At 47.3% G+C, this 18,772-nt stretch carries 16 protein-coding genes and 1 tRNA gene; 9 read left to right on the top strand and 8 right to left on the bottom strand.

Annotated features, from left to right (window positions below):
* Positions 1–8: 8 nt before the first annotated feature.
* Together NDK19_RS09260 and NDK19_RS09255 are read right to left on the bottom strand one after the other, a co-directional pair.
* Complete coding sequence (locus NDK19_RS09260; protein ID WP_250631593.1) at positions 9–767, bottom strand: LOG family protein; 759 nt, start codon at positions 765–767, stop codon at positions 9–11.
* 58 nt (positions 768–825) lie between these two features.
* Entirely contained in the window at positions 826–1,911 is a 1,086-nt protein-coding gene (locus NDK19_RS09255; protein ID WP_250631592.1) for a serine hydrolase domain-containing protein, read from the bottom strand.
* Positions 1,912–2,015: 104 nt separating this feature from the next.
* Here NDK19_RS09255 and NDK19_RS09250 point away from each other — a divergent pair, with 104 nt between their 5' ends.
* From NDK19_RS09250 to NDK19_RS09230, 5 genes are all read left to right on the top strand, one after another.
* Positions 2,016–3,560, top strand: a complete 1,545-nt coding sequence (locus NDK19_RS09250; protein ID WP_250631591.1) for a cryptochrome/photolyase family protein — start codon at positions 2,016–2,018, stop codon at positions 3,558–3,560.
* A 90-nt stretch (positions 3,561–3,650) separates the two neighbouring features.
* Positions 3,651–4,091 carry a hypothetical protein gene (locus tag NDK19_RS09245; protein WP_250631590.1) on the top strand — a complete coding sequence of 147 codons (441 nt, stop codon included), beginning with the start codon at positions 3,651–3,653 and terminating at the stop codon, positions 4,089–4,091.
* Between the two features lie 46 nt (positions 4,092–4,137).
* Complete coding sequence (gene truB / locus NDK19_RS09240; protein ID WP_250631589.1) at positions 4,138–4,824, top strand: tRNA pseudouridine(55) synthase TruB; 687 nt, start codon at positions 4,138–4,140, stop codon at positions 4,822–4,824.
* On the top strand, positions 4,821–5,768 hold the full coding sequence (locus NDK19_RS09235) for a bifunctional riboflavin kinase/FAD synthetase (RefSeq protein WP_250631588.1): 948 nt from the start codon (positions 4,821–4,823) through the stop codon (positions 5,766–5,768). The genes truB and NDK19_RS09235 overlap by 4 nt, the downstream gene beginning before the upstream one ends.
* A gap of 100 nt (positions 5,769–5,868) precedes the next feature.
* Complete coding sequence (locus NDK19_RS09230) at positions 5,869–6,603, top strand: head GIN domain-containing protein (protein WP_250631587.1); 735 nt, start codon at positions 5,869–5,871, stop codon at positions 6,601–6,603.
* 111 nt (positions 6,604–6,714) lie between these two features.
* Here the strand turns inward: NDK19_RS09230 and NDK19_RS09225 are convergent.
* A tRNA-Leu gene (locus NDK19_RS09225) sits at positions 6,715–6,798 on the bottom strand.
* A gap of 106 nt (positions 6,799–6,904) precedes the next feature.
* Here NDK19_RS09225 and accC point away from each other — a divergent pair.
* On the top strand, positions 6,905–8,410 hold the full coding sequence (gene accC, locus NDK19_RS09220; RefSeq protein WP_250631586.1) for an acetyl-CoA carboxylase biotin carboxylase subunit: 1,506 nt from the start codon (positions 6,905–6,907) through the stop codon (positions 8,408–8,410).
* Positions 8,411–8,583: 173 nt separating this feature from the next.
* Here accC and NDK19_RS09215 read toward each other — a convergent pair whose 3' ends face one another.
* The 5 genes from NDK19_RS09215 to NDK19_RS09195 form a co-directional block, all read right to left on the bottom strand.
* Entirely contained in the window at positions 8,584–9,147 is a 564-nt protein-coding gene (locus NDK19_RS09215) for a hypothetical protein (protein WP_250631585.1), read from the bottom strand.
* An 18-nt stretch (positions 9,148–9,165) separates the two neighbouring features.
* Complete coding sequence (locus tag NDK19_RS09210) at positions 9,166–9,858, bottom strand: hypothetical protein (RefSeq protein ID WP_250631584.1); 693 nt, start codon at positions 9,856–9,858, stop codon at positions 9,166–9,168.
* A gap of 128 nt (positions 9,859–9,986) precedes the next feature.
* On the bottom strand, positions 9,987–10,637 hold the full coding sequence (locus tag NDK19_RS09205; protein ID WP_250631583.1) for a DUF2589 domain-containing protein: 651 nt from the start codon (positions 10,635–10,637) through the stop codon (positions 9,987–9,989).
* A 325-nt stretch (positions 10,638–10,962) separates the two neighbouring features.
* On the bottom strand, positions 10,963–12,453 hold the full coding sequence (locus NDK19_RS09200) for a tetratricopeptide repeat protein (RefSeq protein ID WP_250631582.1): 1,491 nt from the start codon (positions 12,451–12,453) through the stop codon (positions 10,963–10,965).
* Positions 12,454–12,505: 52 nt separating this feature from the next.
* Positions 12,506–13,168: a ParA family protein gene (locus tag NDK19_RS09195; RefSeq protein ID WP_250631581.1), complete on the bottom strand. Its 663-nt coding sequence runs from the start codon at positions 13,166–13,168 to the stop codon at positions 12,506–12,508.
* A gap of 104 nt (positions 13,169–13,272) precedes the next feature.
* Between NDK19_RS09195 and NDK19_RS09190 the strand changes: the two genes are divergently transcribed.
* From NDK19_RS09190 to NDK19_RS09180, 3 genes are all read left to right on the top strand, one after another.
* On the top strand, positions 13,273–14,661 hold the full coding sequence (locus NDK19_RS09190) for a transglutaminase domain-containing protein (protein WP_250631580.1): 1,389 nt from the start codon (positions 13,273–13,275) through the stop codon (positions 14,659–14,661).
* A gap of 192 nt (positions 14,662–14,853) precedes the next feature.
* Positions 14,854–18,033 carry a sensor histidine kinase gene (locus NDK19_RS09185; RefSeq protein WP_250631579.1) on the top strand — a complete coding sequence of 1,060 codons (3,180 nt, stop codon included), beginning with the start codon at positions 14,854–14,856 and terminating at the stop codon, positions 18,031–18,033.
* On the top strand, positions 18,015–18,761 hold the full coding sequence (locus NDK19_RS09180; protein ID WP_250631578.1) for an SDR family NAD(P)-dependent oxidoreductase: 747 nt from the start codon (positions 18,015–18,017) through the stop codon (positions 18,759–18,761). Before NDK19_RS09185 ends, NDK19_RS09180 begins: the two co-directional genes overlap by 19 nt.
* Positions 18,762–18,772 lie beyond the last annotated feature (11 nt).

Genomic DNA, 18,772 nt, shown 5'->3' with positions numbered 1-18,772 from the left:
TGCTTACATTATACCTCCAACTTCATTCTCACTTTGGCGATTTGTTCTCCTAACCACGGCATGGGTTTCATGCGGCGATAGGTAAGGTTGAAGCGGTCAATGGCATATTTTTTAATGTGCGCCATTGCTTCCTCTATGGAATCAGTCAGACAAATTAAGTCCATATCTTCGGGGCTGATGGTTCCCTGTTCTACCATCATCTGCATAAAGTCAATCAATCGCTTCCAGTAAGCCCCTCCAATGAGTACAATAGGAAAATTGGCGATTTTTTTGGTTTGGATGAGTGTAAGTGTTTCAAAAAATTCATCCATTGTGCCGGCACCGCCCGGCATGACGACAAAGCCATAGGAATATTTCAGCAGCAGTACTTTCCGAACAAAAAAATGCTCAATAGTTACCCACCTATCCATATAGGGATTGTGCGCTTGTTCATGTGGCAGTTGTATATTGCAACCGACAGAGTAACCTCCTGCCTCTTTGGCTCCGCGATTGGCCGCTTCCATAATGCCCGGCCCACCGCCTGTCATTACGGTAAAGCCCATTTTGGCCAATTGGCGACCTACTTCCCGCGCTTGTAAGTAGTAGGGGTGATGCTCATCAAATCGCGCCGAGCCAAATACGGTTACGCAAGGGCCTATGAAGTGCAACTTGCGAAAGCCGCGAATAAAGTCAGCCAAAACTCTCAGCGTAAAAATAAATTCAGCCTGCCTGCTGCGGGGGCCTTCCAAGAATTTTTTGTCATCGCTGTTGTTATTATCACTTGCCATGCCTGTATCAATTGACTGAATAAGAAGAAAAAATGATGCGAATAAAAATACGCAAAAACTATCGGATTACCTTATTCAGTTGCCCCCAGAGTTCGTTGTCAAAACTTGAAACGGCTAACTGTACGTTACCTGCCGATTCGCCCATGCGGATAACAACGAGATTTTGCGAAGGAACTACGTAAATTTTCTGGTCATTTTTTCCCAAAGCAGCATACATATCGGCAGGTGCGTTGGGCACCATCGCGCCGTTGAATACAAAGCGCACGGTTGGCAGCATATGCGAACTTTTGCCATTGAGCCAAGTCAAGTAGCCATAGGACAAATTGAGTGGCTGGGAGCTGTTAATCATGTCGTTAAAATAATTGTCATCATCTAAAATCGGAGTGCTGCCCCATTTGCCGCGATTGAGCAGCAACAGGCCGAAACGCGCCATGCTGCGTGCATTACTGAAGTAAACGTTATTGAAACCCGTTTTGACCCATAATCCGCCCATTCCTATGCGGTTGCGAATAGTTCGCTGAAAGTAGGTGTTGTAGTCGGTGCGGGCTGCCGTTTCCACCACTCGCTCCAACAGGGTGTAGGGGGCGTTGTGATACGCCCATCGCGTACCGGCATCTGCCGTATATTGCAGGCATTGGCGGAGCGTGCAGTCATCATCGGGCACGGCATCATTCAGCCCGGTAGTCATCGTGAGTTGATGGCGAATGGTGATGAGGTTTTCCTTGTCGGCAGGCAGCGAAGTCCAACCGTTGCCCAAATATTGCGATGTGCGGTCGCTGATGCGCAAAAGCCCCTCTTTTTGTGCGATACCTACCAACATAGCGGTCAGAGTTTTGCCTGCCGATGCCCAATACCAGACGCTGTCCGCTGTAAAACGGCCGAAATAACGCTCCACAACAATCTTTCCGTCTTTCAGAACAATAAATGCTTTTGTATTTTTTTGCTGCAAAAACGTGAAGAGGTTATTGAGTTCTCCCTCGTTCCAGCGCAGAGATGCAGGCGATACGGTTTCCCATGTATTGCCGCTTACAGGCGGAAAATACAACGATGAAGAAGGACTGGGGGCAGGAGAAGGCGTATTTTTTTGACAGGAAGCAATGGCGAGCAGGCAGCAGGCCGCAGAAGCGATAAAAAAGGTTTTCATAGGTATGTTTTTCAAATAAGACAGCCTCTTTGTCTGCGGGTTTAATGGTTGCAAAACATAAATGTTTTTTGCGTGTTGATAACGTAATCAATCAAAATAAAAGCATGACCTTACGCCTCTTGCTTGGCGACCAGCTCAATGCCCGACACAGTTGGTTTGCCAATGTTGCGCCCGATGTAACGTATGTACTCATGGAAATTCGTCAAGAAACGGATTATGTGCTGCATCACATACAGAAAATCACTGCCTTTTTTGCAGCCATGCGGCAGTTTGCCGATGAGCTAAGGCAAAAAGGTCATAGAGTGATTTATTTGACAATCAATGATAAAAATAACAAGCAAAATTTTGCCGATAATCTTACAACAATTATGCAGGCCATCGGGGCAGAGCGCTTTGAATACCAGCAACCCGATGAGTACAGGTTAGATGTGTATTTGGCTGAATTTTGCCGACAGTTGCCGATTCCTTCATACATGGCCGACAGCGAACATTTTCTCACGCGTCGCGAGGAACTGGCCGAAATTTTTAAAGGTAAGAAAACTTACCTGATGGAAACATTTTACCGCGCCATGCGGAAGAAATACAAAATTTTACTTGACGAATCGGGCGAACCCGAAGGCGGCAAGTGGAATTACGATGCAGAGAATCGCAAAAAATACGACGGAAAAACACCTGTGCCTCCTGCGCTGAAACCTTCCGAAACTTCGTTGCAAGTTGTCAATGAAGTTTACCATGATGTTTTACAGGCAGCTCCTACTACAATTGGCAGCGTTAAAATAGAGGCTTTTGAATGGTTTACCACCCGTGAAGAAAATTTGCAACTTTTAGCTCATTTCTGTCGTTACGGCTTGCCCGAATTTGGCAGCTATCAGGACGCAATGGCAAGTCGTTATCCGTATTTGTTCCATTCGCGGCTTTCATTTGCAATGAATGTAAAGTTGTTGCATCCGCTGGAAGTTGTTGAGGCAGCGGTCAGTCATTGGCGTAATCATCAATCGCGCATCAGTTTGGCGCAAATAGAAGGCTTTGTGCGGCAAATTATCGGCTGGCGCGAATATATGCGCGGTGTGTATTGGGCGCAGATGCCCCGCTATGCCGAACTCAACTTTTTTGGGCACGAACGCCCACTGCCCCAATGGTATTGGAACGCCCGAACCAACATGAACTGCCTCAAACATGCCATCGGGCAGTCCTTGCAAAAGGCCTATGCACACCATATCCAACGGTTGATGGTTACAGGCAATTTTGCATTGCTGGCAGGTATCCACCCCGACGAGGTAGACCGCTGGTACTTAGGCATTTACATAGATGCCATCGAATGGGTAGAAATTACCAATACTCGCGGCATGAGTCAGTTTGCCGACGGCGGCATGGTCGGTACGAAGCCCTATGTGAGCAGTGCCAACTACATGCACAAAATGAGTGATTACTGCACGAGTTGCCATTACAGCAAAGACCTGAAACACGGCGACCGCGCCTGCCCGTTTAACAGTCTTTACTGGCATTTTTATGAGCGCCACCGCGAAAAATTGGCACGCAACCCCCGCATAGGCATGATGTACGTAACATGGGACAAAATGGCAAATGCTGAGCGGGAAAAAATTCTGGCACAGGCAGAGTATTACTTAGCCAACATAGAAAACTTGTAAGGGGGCAAAAAATTAAACAAGGCTTAATATGAGTTATTTGGTTGGCCAATCCCACATATGTAATTTTGCGTCGTTTTTTTAATAAGCTGAATGAACAATCAAACGCTACTTTATCAAAGCCCAAGCGGTAATATTGAAATTTTGTTGCAGGAGTCGCCGCGGGTGATTATTTACCGCATGAAAGGGCGCATAGAATTAGACGAGTACAAAGCAGGATTTGAAGAAGCATTTGCGGTTAATAAGCGCACCGGCTGTTTTGATATTATCTACGACTACTCCGCTTTGGAATACGACCCTGCACTTGGAAGGGCTTGGTTTACAGGTATTTACGCGCCGCGTATTTTGAGGCAGGCCGACAAAACTTACCGATGCATAGTTGTGCAGTCACAAAATTTGGTGCAGCGCATGACTACGCCCTTAGTTGTCAAAGGCTTGCAAAGCATGGGCTTCAAATTTGAACTGCATTATACCGATACGATGGCTTCTGCTTTGCAATGGTTTGTTGAATATAGCACCCGGCAACAAGCATAAGCAATATCCCCAACCGATATGTTAATTTATGGTATAACTTTGCGTTATGCCGCCATTTGATTTTGAAACAGGAGAAGTACTGCTGGTAGATAAACCCGCCGAGTGGACTTCCTTTGACGTTGTCAATAAAATTCGCTATGCCATCCGGCAAAAGAAAATTGGTCATGCGGGTACGTTAGACCCGCTGGCAACCGGTTTGCTGATTCTTTGTACAGGAAAAAAAACCAAACTGATAGAAAGCTATCAGGCGCAGGTAAAAGAATACACAGGCACAATCGTGTTAGGGCAAACAACCCCTTCCTACGATGCAGAAACCGAACCTACCGAGGCTGTGGACATCAGCCACCTGACCGAGGCGATGCTCCGCGAGGCTGCCAACCGTTTCAAGGGTGCCATTGAGCAATTGCCCCCTGTTTTTTCAGCTATCAAAGTGGATGGCGAACGACTCTACAAGAAAGCCCGTCGAGGCGAAGAGGTAGCGCTCAAGCCGCGCCCGGTAGAAATTTTCAGCTTTGAACTGGAACAAATTACCTTCCCCGTAGTTCATTTTCGCGTGGTATGCTCCAAAGGCACATACATCCGCAGCTTGGCACACGATTTCGGACAGGCACTGGGGGTGGGGGCATACTTAGGCAGTCTGCGGCGCACTCGCATCGGCGATTTTGCGGTGGAAAGCGCTTGGCAGTTACCCGAACTCATTGAAGCAATTAAAGCACAACGAACCACAGAATGAAAGTCCAGCACGGAATAGCGGGGCACAGACCTCCTTCATATGCCATTGTTACGGAAGGTACTTTTGACGGGGTGCATGTCGGGCATCGCAAAATTCTGTCATCGTTAGTGGCCGAGGCACGCCAAATCAAGCAGTTTGACCCCAATGCCGAGAGCGTGGTCATTACTTTTTGGCCGCATCCGCGCTTGGTACTTTTCCCTGAGCAGCAAGACCTGAAACTGCTTTCTACGCTGGCCGAAAAAACCGAAGCACTGGCAGCCATTGGCATTGACCGATTGGTCGTATTGCCGTTTGATAAAACCTTTTCCACGCTGACACCCGAGGAGTACGTACAGCAAATACTGATAAACGGACTCAATACGCGGCGTTTGATTATTGGCTATGACCACCGCTTCGGGAAAAACCGCGCAGGCGACTTCAACTTTTTGAAAGCCAATGAAGAGCACTTTGGCTTTGCTGTGGAAGAAATCCCCCGTCAGGATATAGAGCAAGTTGGTGTCAGCAGTACCAAAATACGCCATGCACTGTTACAAGGCGAAATTGCAACCGCCAATCGCTATTTGGCAGCACCTTATACGCTTTGCGGCAAAGTAGTGAAAGGCAATCAGTTGGGGCGCACCATCGGCTTCCCGACCGCCAATCTGTACATCAGTGAAAGCTACAAACTCATCCCCAAAGACGGTATTTACGCCGTGCGCGTACGCCTGAATCAGGCAACATACAATGGAATGCTCTACATCGGCGTTCGTTCTACTTTGGGCAGCCAGTTAGAACGCACCATTGAGGTTAATATTTTTGATTTTAACGAAGAAATATACGACTCTTTTTTACAAGTTGAGCTGATAGCATACCTGCGCGGCGAAGAAAAATTTGACAGCTTGGAGAGTATGCAACATCAATTGTACCGCGATAAAGCAGATGCACTGCGGGTATTGAATTTTTAGTACGCCTCGGCAACCTTTATCCTTGCAACCCTGTCTTTAAAACGTGCGTATAATCGCGTGAATCGTCAAAATTAAATTTTTAACTTAAACTTTACTCATTATGAAACGGGGACTGTCCCTTTTGCTGATTGCCTTTATAGCGGTCGGCCTTCAAAGTTGTTTTATCAGCATTGGTGATTTTATTTCCAATGGTTGCATCAGCGGCAACGGTATTACCATGACCGAAACGCGCAACCATGCAAACTTCCAAAAAGTCAGAAACTCTTCTTCTGCAAATATCTACATCAGCCGAGGCCCTTCTTATTCAGTCAGTGTACGTGCAGAGAGTAATATTTTGCCCAATGTGCGTACCCGACTCAACGGCGCAACCCTTGAGGTAGATATGATTGGATGTCTGACAACACGTCAGGAAGTTGCTGTTTACCTTACCATGCCCGAACTGAACGAAGTAACTACGTCCGGTTCAGGAAATATTATGAGCAGTGATATTTGGCAAACCGGCTCGATAGTGGTAGTAAATACCGGCTCCGGCAGTGTCAGTCTTGGCTTAAATGCAGCATCTGTGCGTACTGAAATAAGCGGTTCTGGTTCTGTAACACTCTTTAACCGTGCCATGCAGCAAGATGCAACCATCACCGGCTCCGGCAGCTATCACGCAGCAACACTAAACACCGAAGTTGCACGTATGATAATCTCCGGTAGCGGAAATGCTAATATAGCAGTAAACAGCAGCCTCACTGCAAGGCTTTCGGGTAGCGGGTCGGTTTATTATCGCGGCAATCCTGCACGTGTTGATGTAAATGCAACAGGTTCAGGCAGAGTAGTGAAAATGTAAGAGAATTTCGTGTGCGCACGTAGAAACGGGTATCTCCAAGTTTTGGCGGTACCCGTTTTTTATTGTTGCAAATAAAAAAGCCATCACCGTTGAGATGATGGCTTGTTGCTGTACCCAGGGCCGGGGTCGAACCGGCACGGTATTGCTACCACTGGTGTTTGAGACCAGCGCGTCTACCGATTCCGCCACCTGGGCGAACAGTGGCACAAAACAAAAGGGAAATTTTGGTTCGTGCAAGCCTTAGGCAAAAATTTTTTTTTGCGACCGTTTGCGCTTAGCTTTGCTCACATTCCTGACCGATATGCGCAAGATACATAAGATTCTGGTTGCCAACCGTGGCGAAATTGCATTGCGTGTGATGCGTACCGCACGCGAAATGGGTATTCAAACCGTTGCTGTGTACAGCGAAGCCGACCGCAATGCGCCGCACGTGCGTTTTGCCGATGAGGCTGTTTGCATTGGCCCTCCGCCCTCTGCCCAATCTTACTTGCTGATGGATAAACTCATTGAAATCAGCCTGCAAATGGGCGTAGATGCCATTCATCCGGGCTACGGTTTTCTTTCCGAGAATGCTGTTTTTTCGCGCAAGGTCAGCGAAGCAGGGCTGATTTTCATCGGCCCTTCGCCCGAGTCTATCGAGATGATGGGCAGCAAACTTTCAGCCAAGTTGGCCGCCAAACGCTATAACATTCCGCTTGTGCCCGGCACAGAGGAAGCCATTAGCGACATTGCGGCAGCTAAACAGCGCGCGGCGGAAATCGGCTACCCCGTGCTGATTAAAGCCAGTGCAGGCGGCGGCGGCAAAGGGATGCGCCTTGTGCACCACGAAGAAGAATTTGAGGAGCAAATGCATCGCGCCATCAGCGAAGCACAGGCAGCGTTCGGCGACGGGGCAGTTTTCATTGAAAAATTTGTTACCGCACCGCGACATATCGAGATTCAGGTGCTGGGCGATAAACACGGCAATATCATCCACTTGTTCGAGCGCGAGTGCTCCATCCAGCGCCGCCATCAGAAGGTGATAGAAGAAGCGCCTTCCGCCGTGCTGACTCCCGAAATTCGCGCAGCAATGGGCAAATGTGCCGTAGATGTGGCGCGAGCCTGCAACTACTACGGTGCGGGAACGGTAGAATTTATCGTCAATGACAAGCTGGAGTTTTATTTCCTTGAAATGAATACGCGCCTGCAAGTGGAGCACCCCGTTACGGAGATGATTACGGGTGTAGATTTGGTGCGTCAGCAAATTTTGGTTGCCGAAGGGCACGCATTGGCAATTCGTCAGGAAGACCTGCAAATTAAAGGTCATGCCATTGAGGTGCGCGTATGTGCCGAAGACCCTGCCAACAACTTCCTGCCCGATATCGGCAAGCTGCATACCTACGTGCGCCCGCAAGGGCCGGGCATCCGCGTAGATGACGGCTTCGAGCAAGGCATGGACATCCCGATTTACTACGACCCGATGATTGCCAAACTGATTGTCCACGCCGAAGACCGCAACAAAGCCATTGCTAAAATGCTGCGGGCAATTGAGGAATACCAAATTACGGGTATTCAGACGACGCTCGGTTTCTGTACCTACGTACTGAACCACGAGGCATTCATCAGCGGACAATTTGACACCAAGTTTGTAGAAAAATATTTCACCCCTGAGGTTCTGCAAAGTACTAACCGCCCCGAAGAGGAGCGCGTGGCAGCGGCATTGGCTGCTTTCCTGTTAGCACAAGGAACCGGCACGCCTGCCGTTATCGCAACTGCCCCGCCAACTACGGCAGCAACTTCTGCATGGAAACGTCGTGCGCGAATGTAAACGCTATTATAGACGGTCTTAATTGCACATGTGCGTTTTTTATACGTACCTGTCAGGTTTATTTATTTTGCTTTTTAATAATTTGCATAACTTTTTTTGCAAACCACTTGTGCTTTGTATAAGTGGTTGCGCAGAAAACAGGTAAGCAATTTTCAACGCATCATGCCTGTTTGTTAGCTTGTAAAATCTTCCATATTAATTTCTTCTGCCATAAGCAACTGAATATCCGAAGCTGTTAATAAGGTTTTTAGTTTTACCGCTCCGGGTTTCAGCTGCTCGTTGGATATGATAAATTGCCAAATGTTGTCTAAAAAAGCAGCAAACGGCAAATGGTCTTCATATTTGACGGCATTTGTCTGTGCAATAATGAGCAGCAGTTGTCTTAGTAACTCCCGACACTCATTTAATTTGAACTCGAGAGGTTTCAAGGTTTCTAAAACGATTTTTTGAGCATCAAAAAGGCATTCTGCCGCAACTTTTTGCTGTATCTTTTTAGCTGAGGTTGTGCTATTATTGTCGGAAAATTTGGCAGCAATAATCTTCCCTCTGAGTCCTGCCAATTCAGCAACCGAACTGATATTATGTGCTGCAAGTATTTCCTCACATGACTTTATCCATGACAAAAAAACGTTCAGAAAATCTATGTCTTTTTGTTCAAGTCCGGTTACAATTTTGGGGAACTCAATGAGCTTTGCGTTCAAAGCACTTGCTAACTGTATTGCCGATTTTCTTATCATATAGCCGACTGAGAGTATTTATTCGGGTAGTAACTTCGATTCTACGCTTCCGTCTGCTTTTTCTGCCCTGTCCCATTCCATGCCGTCTTCCCTGATTTTGAGTTTGATGTAGATAATATTTTCTGCTTTTTGCTCCCTCAATCTGTGCGATTCAACTATCACGTTTAAATCTTCAATCACTTTCTTTTGATTGACAACCTTAATTTCCGGTAAAATTATTTTTTCAAGGTGAAGCGGGAGCTCGTTGATTTCAATCTTTCTTTTTAAGCCGTCTCTACTCTGAAAAAGTTCTTTTTCTATGCTGACCACTTCGTAGCAGTATTTTTTCAAATAACTCAGGTCGTTGGTTGTTTGAAGACTTTGTTCAAAATCTAATGTCAGTCGGTAAATTTTATCTTGCACGGAATGTCTGATGTCGCTTTTCAGTCTTGAAAGTGACAAGTTTTTGATGAGTTCATTGTAAACAATATTGCTGATTTTTTTGCTGTCAATAGGTTCAAATGCCGCGATTGTTTTTTCGCGGAGTTCTTCCAACGCCACGGGAATTGTCATTTCAACGTCGGCAATTTTCATTCTGGGGATGGAAAAGTGTTTGAGAAGATTATGTTTAGCATATTCTTCCGCCACTTTTACGGTTTGTACGTCGGACATCATTCTGGCATTGGTAATACTTGACACAATACTACCAAGGTATTCATTCAGGGTTGGCATGTTGATAATCTGTTAGTTAGACTGACGGGCAGACTGTTGCTCCGGCATCTGCTCAATGGCGATTGCGCACATGATCCAAGTTGTGCTGCCCGTACAGTTTTGTTTATCGGAAAAACAATATGAAACCATCAGCCGTTAACGCTGGCAATACTGTCTTCGAGCATGGTAAGGATTCTGTCTAAACCGGCAGGAATTTCATCGTTAATTGCTCTGACACGAACGCCCATATTGTAGGTTTTTTCTACACTTGTACCATTCGTAGAAGTCCGTTTGTATGATGCGGATGCTTTAAAATTGACTATCTTGTAATTAATGCCTAATTCTGCATTGGCCGCAAACTCGCTGGAAACATTGGAAGTTTCCGTAGAAGTCAGTTTCGCATTGAAATCGATGGTAAGTTCCTCGATTCGCAGGGCAGGCAGGGTCAGCATGGTTAGGAACGGCACCTTGATTGTTACATCGTTTTCAAGAAAACGCTCGCTTACCTTGATGTTACCGGGTATAGCGGTTGCTGAACTTGGAACCCTCCCTTCCTGTTTGAGTTGTTCTAAGGTTTTACCGTAGTCCGGGTTGGCGACAGATTTTTTGAAAGAAAAATCTACGTATCGCAACCGAGTAGCGGTACCGGAATCTGTTTGGATGGTTTCAAAGCCTACGGCTTGTATAAAGCTCGCTTGCGCCATTGATGCTGCATTTTGGGCTTGTACTGCTGCCTGCAGCGGCCCGCCTATGTAGACGCTAAAGTCTAAACTGTTCAATTCGGCTACTAAGTTTGGCATGGGAGGTTTTAGTTTAGTGAGACAAAAGAATAATTCACCGATGGTAAGTCGGCAGTTGCAATAATAAATGTATTGCTATTTTTCGTTATACGCAAAATTTATGACCTGAAAATGCTTGCCAAAACCGTGTGTAATGCCTGTAAAGTGCTAATGTTGGATTGGAGTATGGGTGTGTGTGCAGCAGGATAAGGCAATTTTTATAAAACACGGCCGTATTTATCGCAATTGCTTCCTTTAAGTTGGAGAGGTGGTGCTATGATAAAGCAAAAGTCCCGAAAGGCAGAGGTGCTTTCAGGACTTTTATTTTCACGTGCGTATTGCTTGGTTACTTTCTTGCTTCTGCCAGTGTGGCCGCAAATTCTTGATTATCAGGTTTTAATCGCAGGGCATTTTCCAGCGCTTGGATGGCTTCCTGTTTTTTGCCTTCTTTCAGAAGGATGAGCCCCAAGGTGTGGTAGGCAAAAGCATTTTCGGGGTCTAATGCCAGCGATTTTCGCGTATCGGCTTGCGCCTGAGGCAGTTGGTTCAGGTGATAATGGGCAATAGCGCGGTTGTTATAGGCATAGGCAAAGTTGGCATCTAAGTTGATAGCTTTATCAAAATCTTTTACAGCTTCTGCATATTTTTTCATTTGGTTGTACAGATATCCGCGGTTATTGAAAAAGTCGGCTTGCTTATCGTCTAAGCTGATGGCTTTGTTGTAATCTTTCAGCGCTTCTTCCAACTTGCCAAGTCCGCGGAGAGTGCGCCCGCGCAGGTCGTAGGCAAAAGCATTGGCCGTGTGCACTTCTAATACCTTATTCAGGTCTGCAAGTGCTTCGTTGAGCCTTCCGGTGCTTCGGTAAAGCGCAGCGCGGTCTAACATTACTTGAAGATTATTGGGTTGCAGTGCCAATGCAGCGGTATAGTCGGCAATGGCGGCTTCGGGGTTGCGGTCTAATTTATGTGCTTTGGCGCGTGCCGTCAGTATATTTACCGCTTTGGGTTGCAGGCTCAACAGTTTGTTGTAGTCTTTGATGGCCTCCTTGAACTGTTCCATACCTATCAGTATGGTGGCTCTTGATTGGAGAGCGATAGGGTCGTTGGGTGCTAGATTCAGGTAGGAGTTGTAGTCGGGCAGTGCATCGGCCGGCCCTTTGGTGTTCAATTTTAACTCTGCCCGATGGAGGTAGGCTGTTTTTTCCTGTGGGTTGAGGGCAATGGCTTTGTCAAAATCCTGCATGGCAGCATCAAAATCATTTTCGGAGTTAAAAATGATGCCGCGCCGAACGTAGGCAGGTGCATATTTGGGCGATATGCTGATGAGTTTAGTGTAGTTCTGTTTGGCAGCTTCAAAGTCTTTGGCGGCTTCCATACAAAGGCCGCGATTGATATATGCTTTTTGAGCAGCCTCTATATCGCGCTGGGCAGTGGCTATGGAAATAAAGGTATTGTAGTGCTTAACAGCTTCTTTGTAGCGCTTCAGTCCGAAATTGGCGTTTCCTGCATTGAAATGGTAGGTGGGCGTATAGTCAGACTCCATTTTGCGTTTGGCACGTTCCTGTTCAAAGTTTGCCAGCGCTTTGTTGTAATCGGCGAGTGCTTCTTCAAACTTGCCAAGCCGTTCGTAGGCCATGCCGCGGCTGTTGAATACGATGAAGTTATCTTTCAACTTTAACGACTGTGTATAGCTGGCAATGGCGGCTTCGTATTTGCCGGCGCGCATCAGGCGCTCGCCTTCGTCAAAAAAGAAGCGTGTTTTGGGCTGTGCATATGCCAAAAGGCTCATCATCAGGCAGCCGATGAGCCAAGCAACGGATAAACTATTTTTTTTCATCGGGGGTAAAACAAGTTAATTCCGGTTTGCTACCGAAAATATTGTTCCAAATTTAAATGAAACATTTCAGTCGGAATTCGTCAAAATAACGATTGAATTCATCGTTTGCGTCGGCAGGATTGGCAATGTCTTTGAACGTAGATACACCGCGCTTGTAGCGCACCAAGTTGGAAAGCGTAGAGTAGAAAATTTCCAGCCCGCCAATACCTGCCAATTTAGACAAATGTTTGTACTCAATGCTTTGGTCTTGCTTGTTGATTATTCCGAAAACTTCTAAGGGCTTCAACGGGCGGTCTTTTTTCAGTTCGGGCAGTTGTTCCAGAAAGGCAGTGGTGGCGTTGATATCCAATTGGCTGGCAACTACAGGCACAATCAGGATATCGGATGCCATGATGCTGTAATAAATGGTCGGGTCGGTGATTCTGCCCGGCGGTAAGTCCATGAAAATCAGGTCGTATTTTCGCTTGGCAAGCGTCAGTACTTTATCAAAATATTCCTGCGGATTAGGCTGCGCCCAATTGATGGCAAAAACATCAAACGATTTTGGGTTGTTTTCTTGAAGAAAAATCTGTTTGACGGAAAGTTGCGGGTCAGAATCAATCACGAGCAACTTCTTATCTGTTCGGTTGTGGATGGCAGCGGCAGTCAGCATTAGCAGGGTTGTTTTGCCGGAACCGCCTTTCAGGGTTACAAATGAGATAACTTTGGTACTCATGCAGCTGTCCGAGTAATTTTCTTTTGCGCAAGGTTACTAAAAAGATTTGACGTTGTTAGTATAGACATCATTTTAGCACGGTTTAGGCAGTATCATTTCATTGTATGGCAACGTGGAAGTATTTTTCGGTATTGGCAATAGGTTTGCTCATCCGAACGGTTCATGCACAAACGCTCACGCCGCAGGAGTGGGGCAGGCAATTGCGCCGCGACATCCCTGCCGAGCAGGACAGGGCATATGCGATTTACCAATGGATTACCCGCAATATCAGCTACGATTGGGAGGCATACCGCGCCCCCGTAAATCCTGACCAAAGCCCGGCGGCGGTGCTACAGCGAAAAAAAGCCGTTTGTGAAGGTTTTGCCGCGTTGTATCACTTGCTTGCCCGCGAGGCAGGCTTGGCGTGCGTGCAGGTGCGAGGCGTGGTAAAGGGCATACAATATGAAGTCGGCGATGAGATTGCTCGCCCCAACCACGTGTGGAATGCGGTGCGTATTGACGGCCACTGGGAACTGGTAGATGTCACATGGGGCGCAGGCGACGGTAAGAACCAGTTGCCCAACGATACGTATTTCATGATTTCCCCCGAAGACCTTTCGTTTACGCATTTTCCCGAGGAGGAGCGTTGGCAACTGTTAGAACGCCCCATTACACTGCATGAATTTGAGCGCAAACCGATTGTGTATCCTATTTTCAGCGAATTACAGCCGCAACTGCTCCACAACGCCCGTGAACTGATTATTGAAACTTCGCGCGACAGTCTGCAAATTCGTTTGCGAACGCTGCCAACGGCTGTTTTTATGGCAGTAGTAGGCACTGCCGACGGCCGACAGCGCGAAATAAGTGAGGGTATTCAGAACAGATGGGGCAATGTAAGCATCTCGATTGACAGTTTGCAACAGGGGCAATCGTACAGACTGGATATTTTTGCTGCGGCCTCCGATACTGTCCGCGAACTGCGCCAAATGCTGACCTATTTCATTAATTATCAGGGAGGTGCCAAATATGTTACTCGCCCCGACAGCCGAGTCCGCGTGGACAGCATGACCGGAATGCCCACAGGATTTGTGCAAGACTACATCGCACTGCAACAACAAAAAGACTATGCGGGTGCGTTGGCACTGCTGGATGACTATGCCCTCCGCCACCGCGATAATGTATGGTTGCATACGGCAAGGGGCGAAAATTTGGAGCTGTTGCAGCGCCCCGATGAGGCCGAAGCGAGCTATTTGCAGGCCATTGCACTGCAAAACGATTACTACCGCGCCAATTATGCACTTGGCGTGTTGTACTACAACCGTGCCGTCAGTGTGAACGAATCGCTCCGTCGCCTGCCCCCGCAGCAACGGCAGGAACGGGGCGCATCTATTATGCAACAAGTGCGCGGATGGTTTATCAAAGCACAGCCCTATCTGCAAGCTGCTTACCGCAAGCGCCCCGACAATCGGAACATAGAACAGGCTTTGCGGCAGATAGAACAGGCGCTGAAATAGTTTTTGAGCAAACGCTCAGAAAATTGTATTTGTCAATTATTCTGCATAGATTAACGAAACCATACAGTTGTAAGATAGCATATTTCCATGATTTTTTTGAATGATACAACTGTGGCGCTCCATTTTTAATGCAAAAATGCGGTGATGTATTGGCAAATACGGCTTCAAAGTGCAAAAAGAGCCATTCTATCAATGGCTGTTGTGTATTTATTTGCCGCACATACAGCCGCACAATTGCTGGACGTGCGCCAATATGGCATAGCCGAAGGGATGCCACAGGCCAACGGCAACCACATGGTGCAAGATAAGGACGGTTACCTATGGATTGCGACTCAAAGCGGTATTACCCGTTTTGACGGTAAACGCTTCAAAACATACACCCAACGCGATGGTTTAGTCAGCGACCTTGCCACCCGATTGCTGATAGACAGCAAGGGGCATTTGTGGATTGGCACACGCAACGGTTTGAGCTATTTCAACGGCAATCGGTTCAACAACTTCCAACCACTCACCCAAGGAGGTTTTGCTGTAGATGCGCTTTGTGAAGACCAAAAAGGCAACCTGTGGGTAGGTACAGAGCGCGGCTTATTTCTACTGGTCAATGGCAATCTGCAATTTGTTGCCTTGGACGAAGAGCGGTTGTTCCGAATCTACAGCATCTGTGAAGACGAAGAAGGGGTGCTTTGGGTCGGTACTGCGCAGGGTATCTATCAAATTGTCAATCAGTCAATTGCACGTCCTGTTTTGCTCAAAGGGCTGAACGGTACGCGCATTTCGGCTATTGCACGCGACCCCGAAGGACAAATCTGGGTAGCAACACTCAATGATTTGTACCGATTCAGCAAAACCCAGCGCAATGTGGTTGATTTTTCAGCGGAAGTTCCCGTGAAAGAAATCAGGGCGCTGCTCCCTGACAATAAGGGCAATATCTGGATTGGCTCGGAAACAGAAGGGTTGGCATTTTTTGACGGAACGAATTTTACGACTTACAGAGATGAAAACGGTATTGCGAATACCTCTTTACTTAGTTTGCTGCAAGACCGCGAGGATAACATATGGGTAGGTACGCGCAGCGGCATCCTGCGGATTAATCCTAAAAACCCTTTTCTGCATTATACCGCAAGCTCGGGTTTAACGCACGATATTTTTGGCATTACCCAAGACCCGGCAACAAAAACCTTCTGGCTGGCATCTTACGGGCACGGGGTCTATAAATTTGACGGCAAAAAATTTCAGAACTACAATTTTCAAAAAGGGCTGAAAGACAATTGCCACTTTACCATCACGCCCGACCGCAAAGGCAAAATGTGGCTTGCATCGGCACGAAACGGGGTTTTTTACACGAACAACGGCAAGTTTGAGCAACTCGTTCCCGATAAAATACTGCCTAACGAACGCATTTTCAGCATATTGGAAGACAGCCGCGGGCGTTTGTGGTTTGCTACCCGCACACACGGAGCAGCCATGTGGGACGGTAAAAGCATCCGTTATTGGAACGACTCAACCGCCGGACTTCCAGGAAGCGTTATCGCACTTGCCGAAATTCCCGACAGCGGCATATGGACGGGCAATATTGACGGCGGCGTAAGTGTTATTACAGACAACAAGGCCTACCGTCTTTTTTTGCCCGGGGATTCGCTGGCAAAAATTATGGTCAGGGCTATTGCCTACACCGATGCTAAAACCATCTGGTTAGGAACGGCAGGTGCGGGTCTTGTTAAAATAATGCTCCAACCCGACGGCTCATTCAAACGGCATTATTACAACCAAGCCGACGGGCTCAATTCCGGCAACATTTACCAGATGAAACTCGACAGCAAGGGCAGGTTGTGGGTAGGTGCCGAAAAGGGTATCAATCGGATTAGTTTCAACAGCAAAAATGAGATTGCCGAAATACGCTCCTATGGCCGCAAAGAGGGCTTTATTGGCATGGAAACCAACCTGAACGGCATTTGGGAAGACAACTACGGGCGTATATGGTTCAGCACGCAAATGGGCATCACTTCCTATCAACCTGCAAAAGACCAACCGATGGCTTATTGGCCGCAAGTACACATTAATAGTATCAGCCTTTTTTACAAATCGGTTGATTGGAAAAATTATACAGACAGTGTAAATGCGGCCGGTTTGCCGCTGAATTTGACACTGAATCATCAGGATAATCACCTCAGTTTCAGTTTTCACGCTATTTACTTTACCAATCCTGATGCGGTAACGTATCAGTACATGCTGGAAGGAATAGACAAAGACTGGTCGCCGGCTACGGTTACAGACGAGGTGCACTACCCCAATCTGCCGCCCAATAAATACCGTTTCATGGTGCGGGCATCCATAGACGGTAAAAACTGGACACCGCAGGCAGCCGAGTTTTCCTTTCGCATCAAGCCCCCTTTTTGGCAAACCCCTTTGGCCTACGGATGGCTGGCAGCGGTTGTATTAGGGCTTGCTTATGCCTTCTATCGGTGGCGCGTGCAGGAGTTGAAGCAACGCCAGCACGAATTGGCAGAAGAAGTAAGGCTGCGCACCATTGAAATCAACAGGCAGACCGATGAAATCCGCAGCCAGAACGAGCGATTGTTGCAGCAAAACAAAGAACTGATACAAGCCAAACAGATGATCGACAAGCAGCGAGAAACGCTTGAATCGGAAGTAGAAGCGCGTACCAAAGAATTGGTTCACTCCATGCACCAGTTAGAGCGCTTTGCTTTTATGATAGCGCACAACCTGCGCGGGCCGGCGGCAAGAGTTTTGGGCTTGGGAGCAGTGCTCGAACTGATGCCGCTCCAAACCATCAGCATAGAAGAAGCCGATATTATTTACAAACTGATTTATGCTACCCACGAGTTAGATGCGGTCATTCGCGACATGAGTCAAATTATTGACATCAACAACAACCGCAACCACATACTAACCAAAGTGGTGCTGGCCGAAGAAATGGAAAAGGTGCAGATTCAGCTTGCAGGCGAGATAGAACGCTTGCAGGCAATCGTTACAACGGATTTTATGAGCGCGCCTGCCGTGTTTGCCTACGAGCCTTATGTGTTTAGTATTTTGTATCAACTTGTTAGTAACTCACTGAAATTCAGGCAACCGCAAAGTCGCCCCATTATTGAGGTCAGAAGTTGTGTGCATGGCAAATACACACGCATAGAAGTAAAAGATAACGGCTTGGGCATAGATTTGGAAGCATACGGCGAGAAACTGTTTTCACTCTATGCACGATTTCATTTTCATGTAGAAGGCAAAGGCTTGGGGCTTTGCTTAGTAAAAACGCAGGTTACGGCTTTGGGAGGCAAAATAGATGTCAGCAGCTGCGTTGGCGAAGGAACTACTTTTATCATAGATTTGAAGCCTTGGAAATTACAGCAGTAACCATGAACAGCGTAATTGTTACAGGCTCTTCGGGGCGAATCGGCGCAGAAATTTGCCGATTATTTAAACGGGAAGGATTTTTTACCATCGGTTTAGACCGGCAGCCCATGCAAAATGCCGATGTACACATACAAACCGACTTGAATCGCCTTTGTACCGATGAGGCCTATCGCCAACAGTTGGGGCAATCGTTAGACGAACTTATCAGCCGATACCCGCTGAAATGCTTGGTCAATAATGCGGCCGAACAGTTGTTGAACAAAACCGATGACCTGACATTAGAGCAGTGGCAAACCACGCTGAACGTAAACCTGACCGCACCTTTTTTGCTGATTCAGCATTGCTTGCCGCATTTGGAAGCAACCAAAGGGTCTGTGATTAATGTGGCAAGTATCCACAGGCAACTGACCAAGCCGCGTTTTGTGGCATATGCTACGAGCAAATCGGCATTAGTGGGGCTTACAAAGGCGCTGGCGGTTGATTTGGCAGGCCGCATCCGTGTAAATGCCATCAGCCCGGCAGCCATAGAAACCCCCATGCTGCGGGCAGGTTTCCCCAATCCTGACGATTACCGCAAACTCAATGAGATTCACCCCGTGGGGCGTATCGGGCAGCCCGATGAAGTGGCAGAGGTTGCCGTTTTTCTGGCATCCGACAAGGCAGGCTTTATCAACGGTGCCGATATTCAGATAGACGGCGGCATCAGTGGCGTGCTGAAAGATTTATAGCATGTAATAAA

The sequence above is a fragment of the Rhodoflexus caldus genome (genome assembly GCF_021206925.1).
GTDB lineage: Bacteria > Bacteroidota > Bacteroidia > Cytophagales > Thermoflexibacteraceae > Rhodoflexus > Rhodoflexus caldus.
Note: the sequence above shows the minus strand (reverse complement) of the source record. Positions and strands in the feature narration are given on the sequence as shown.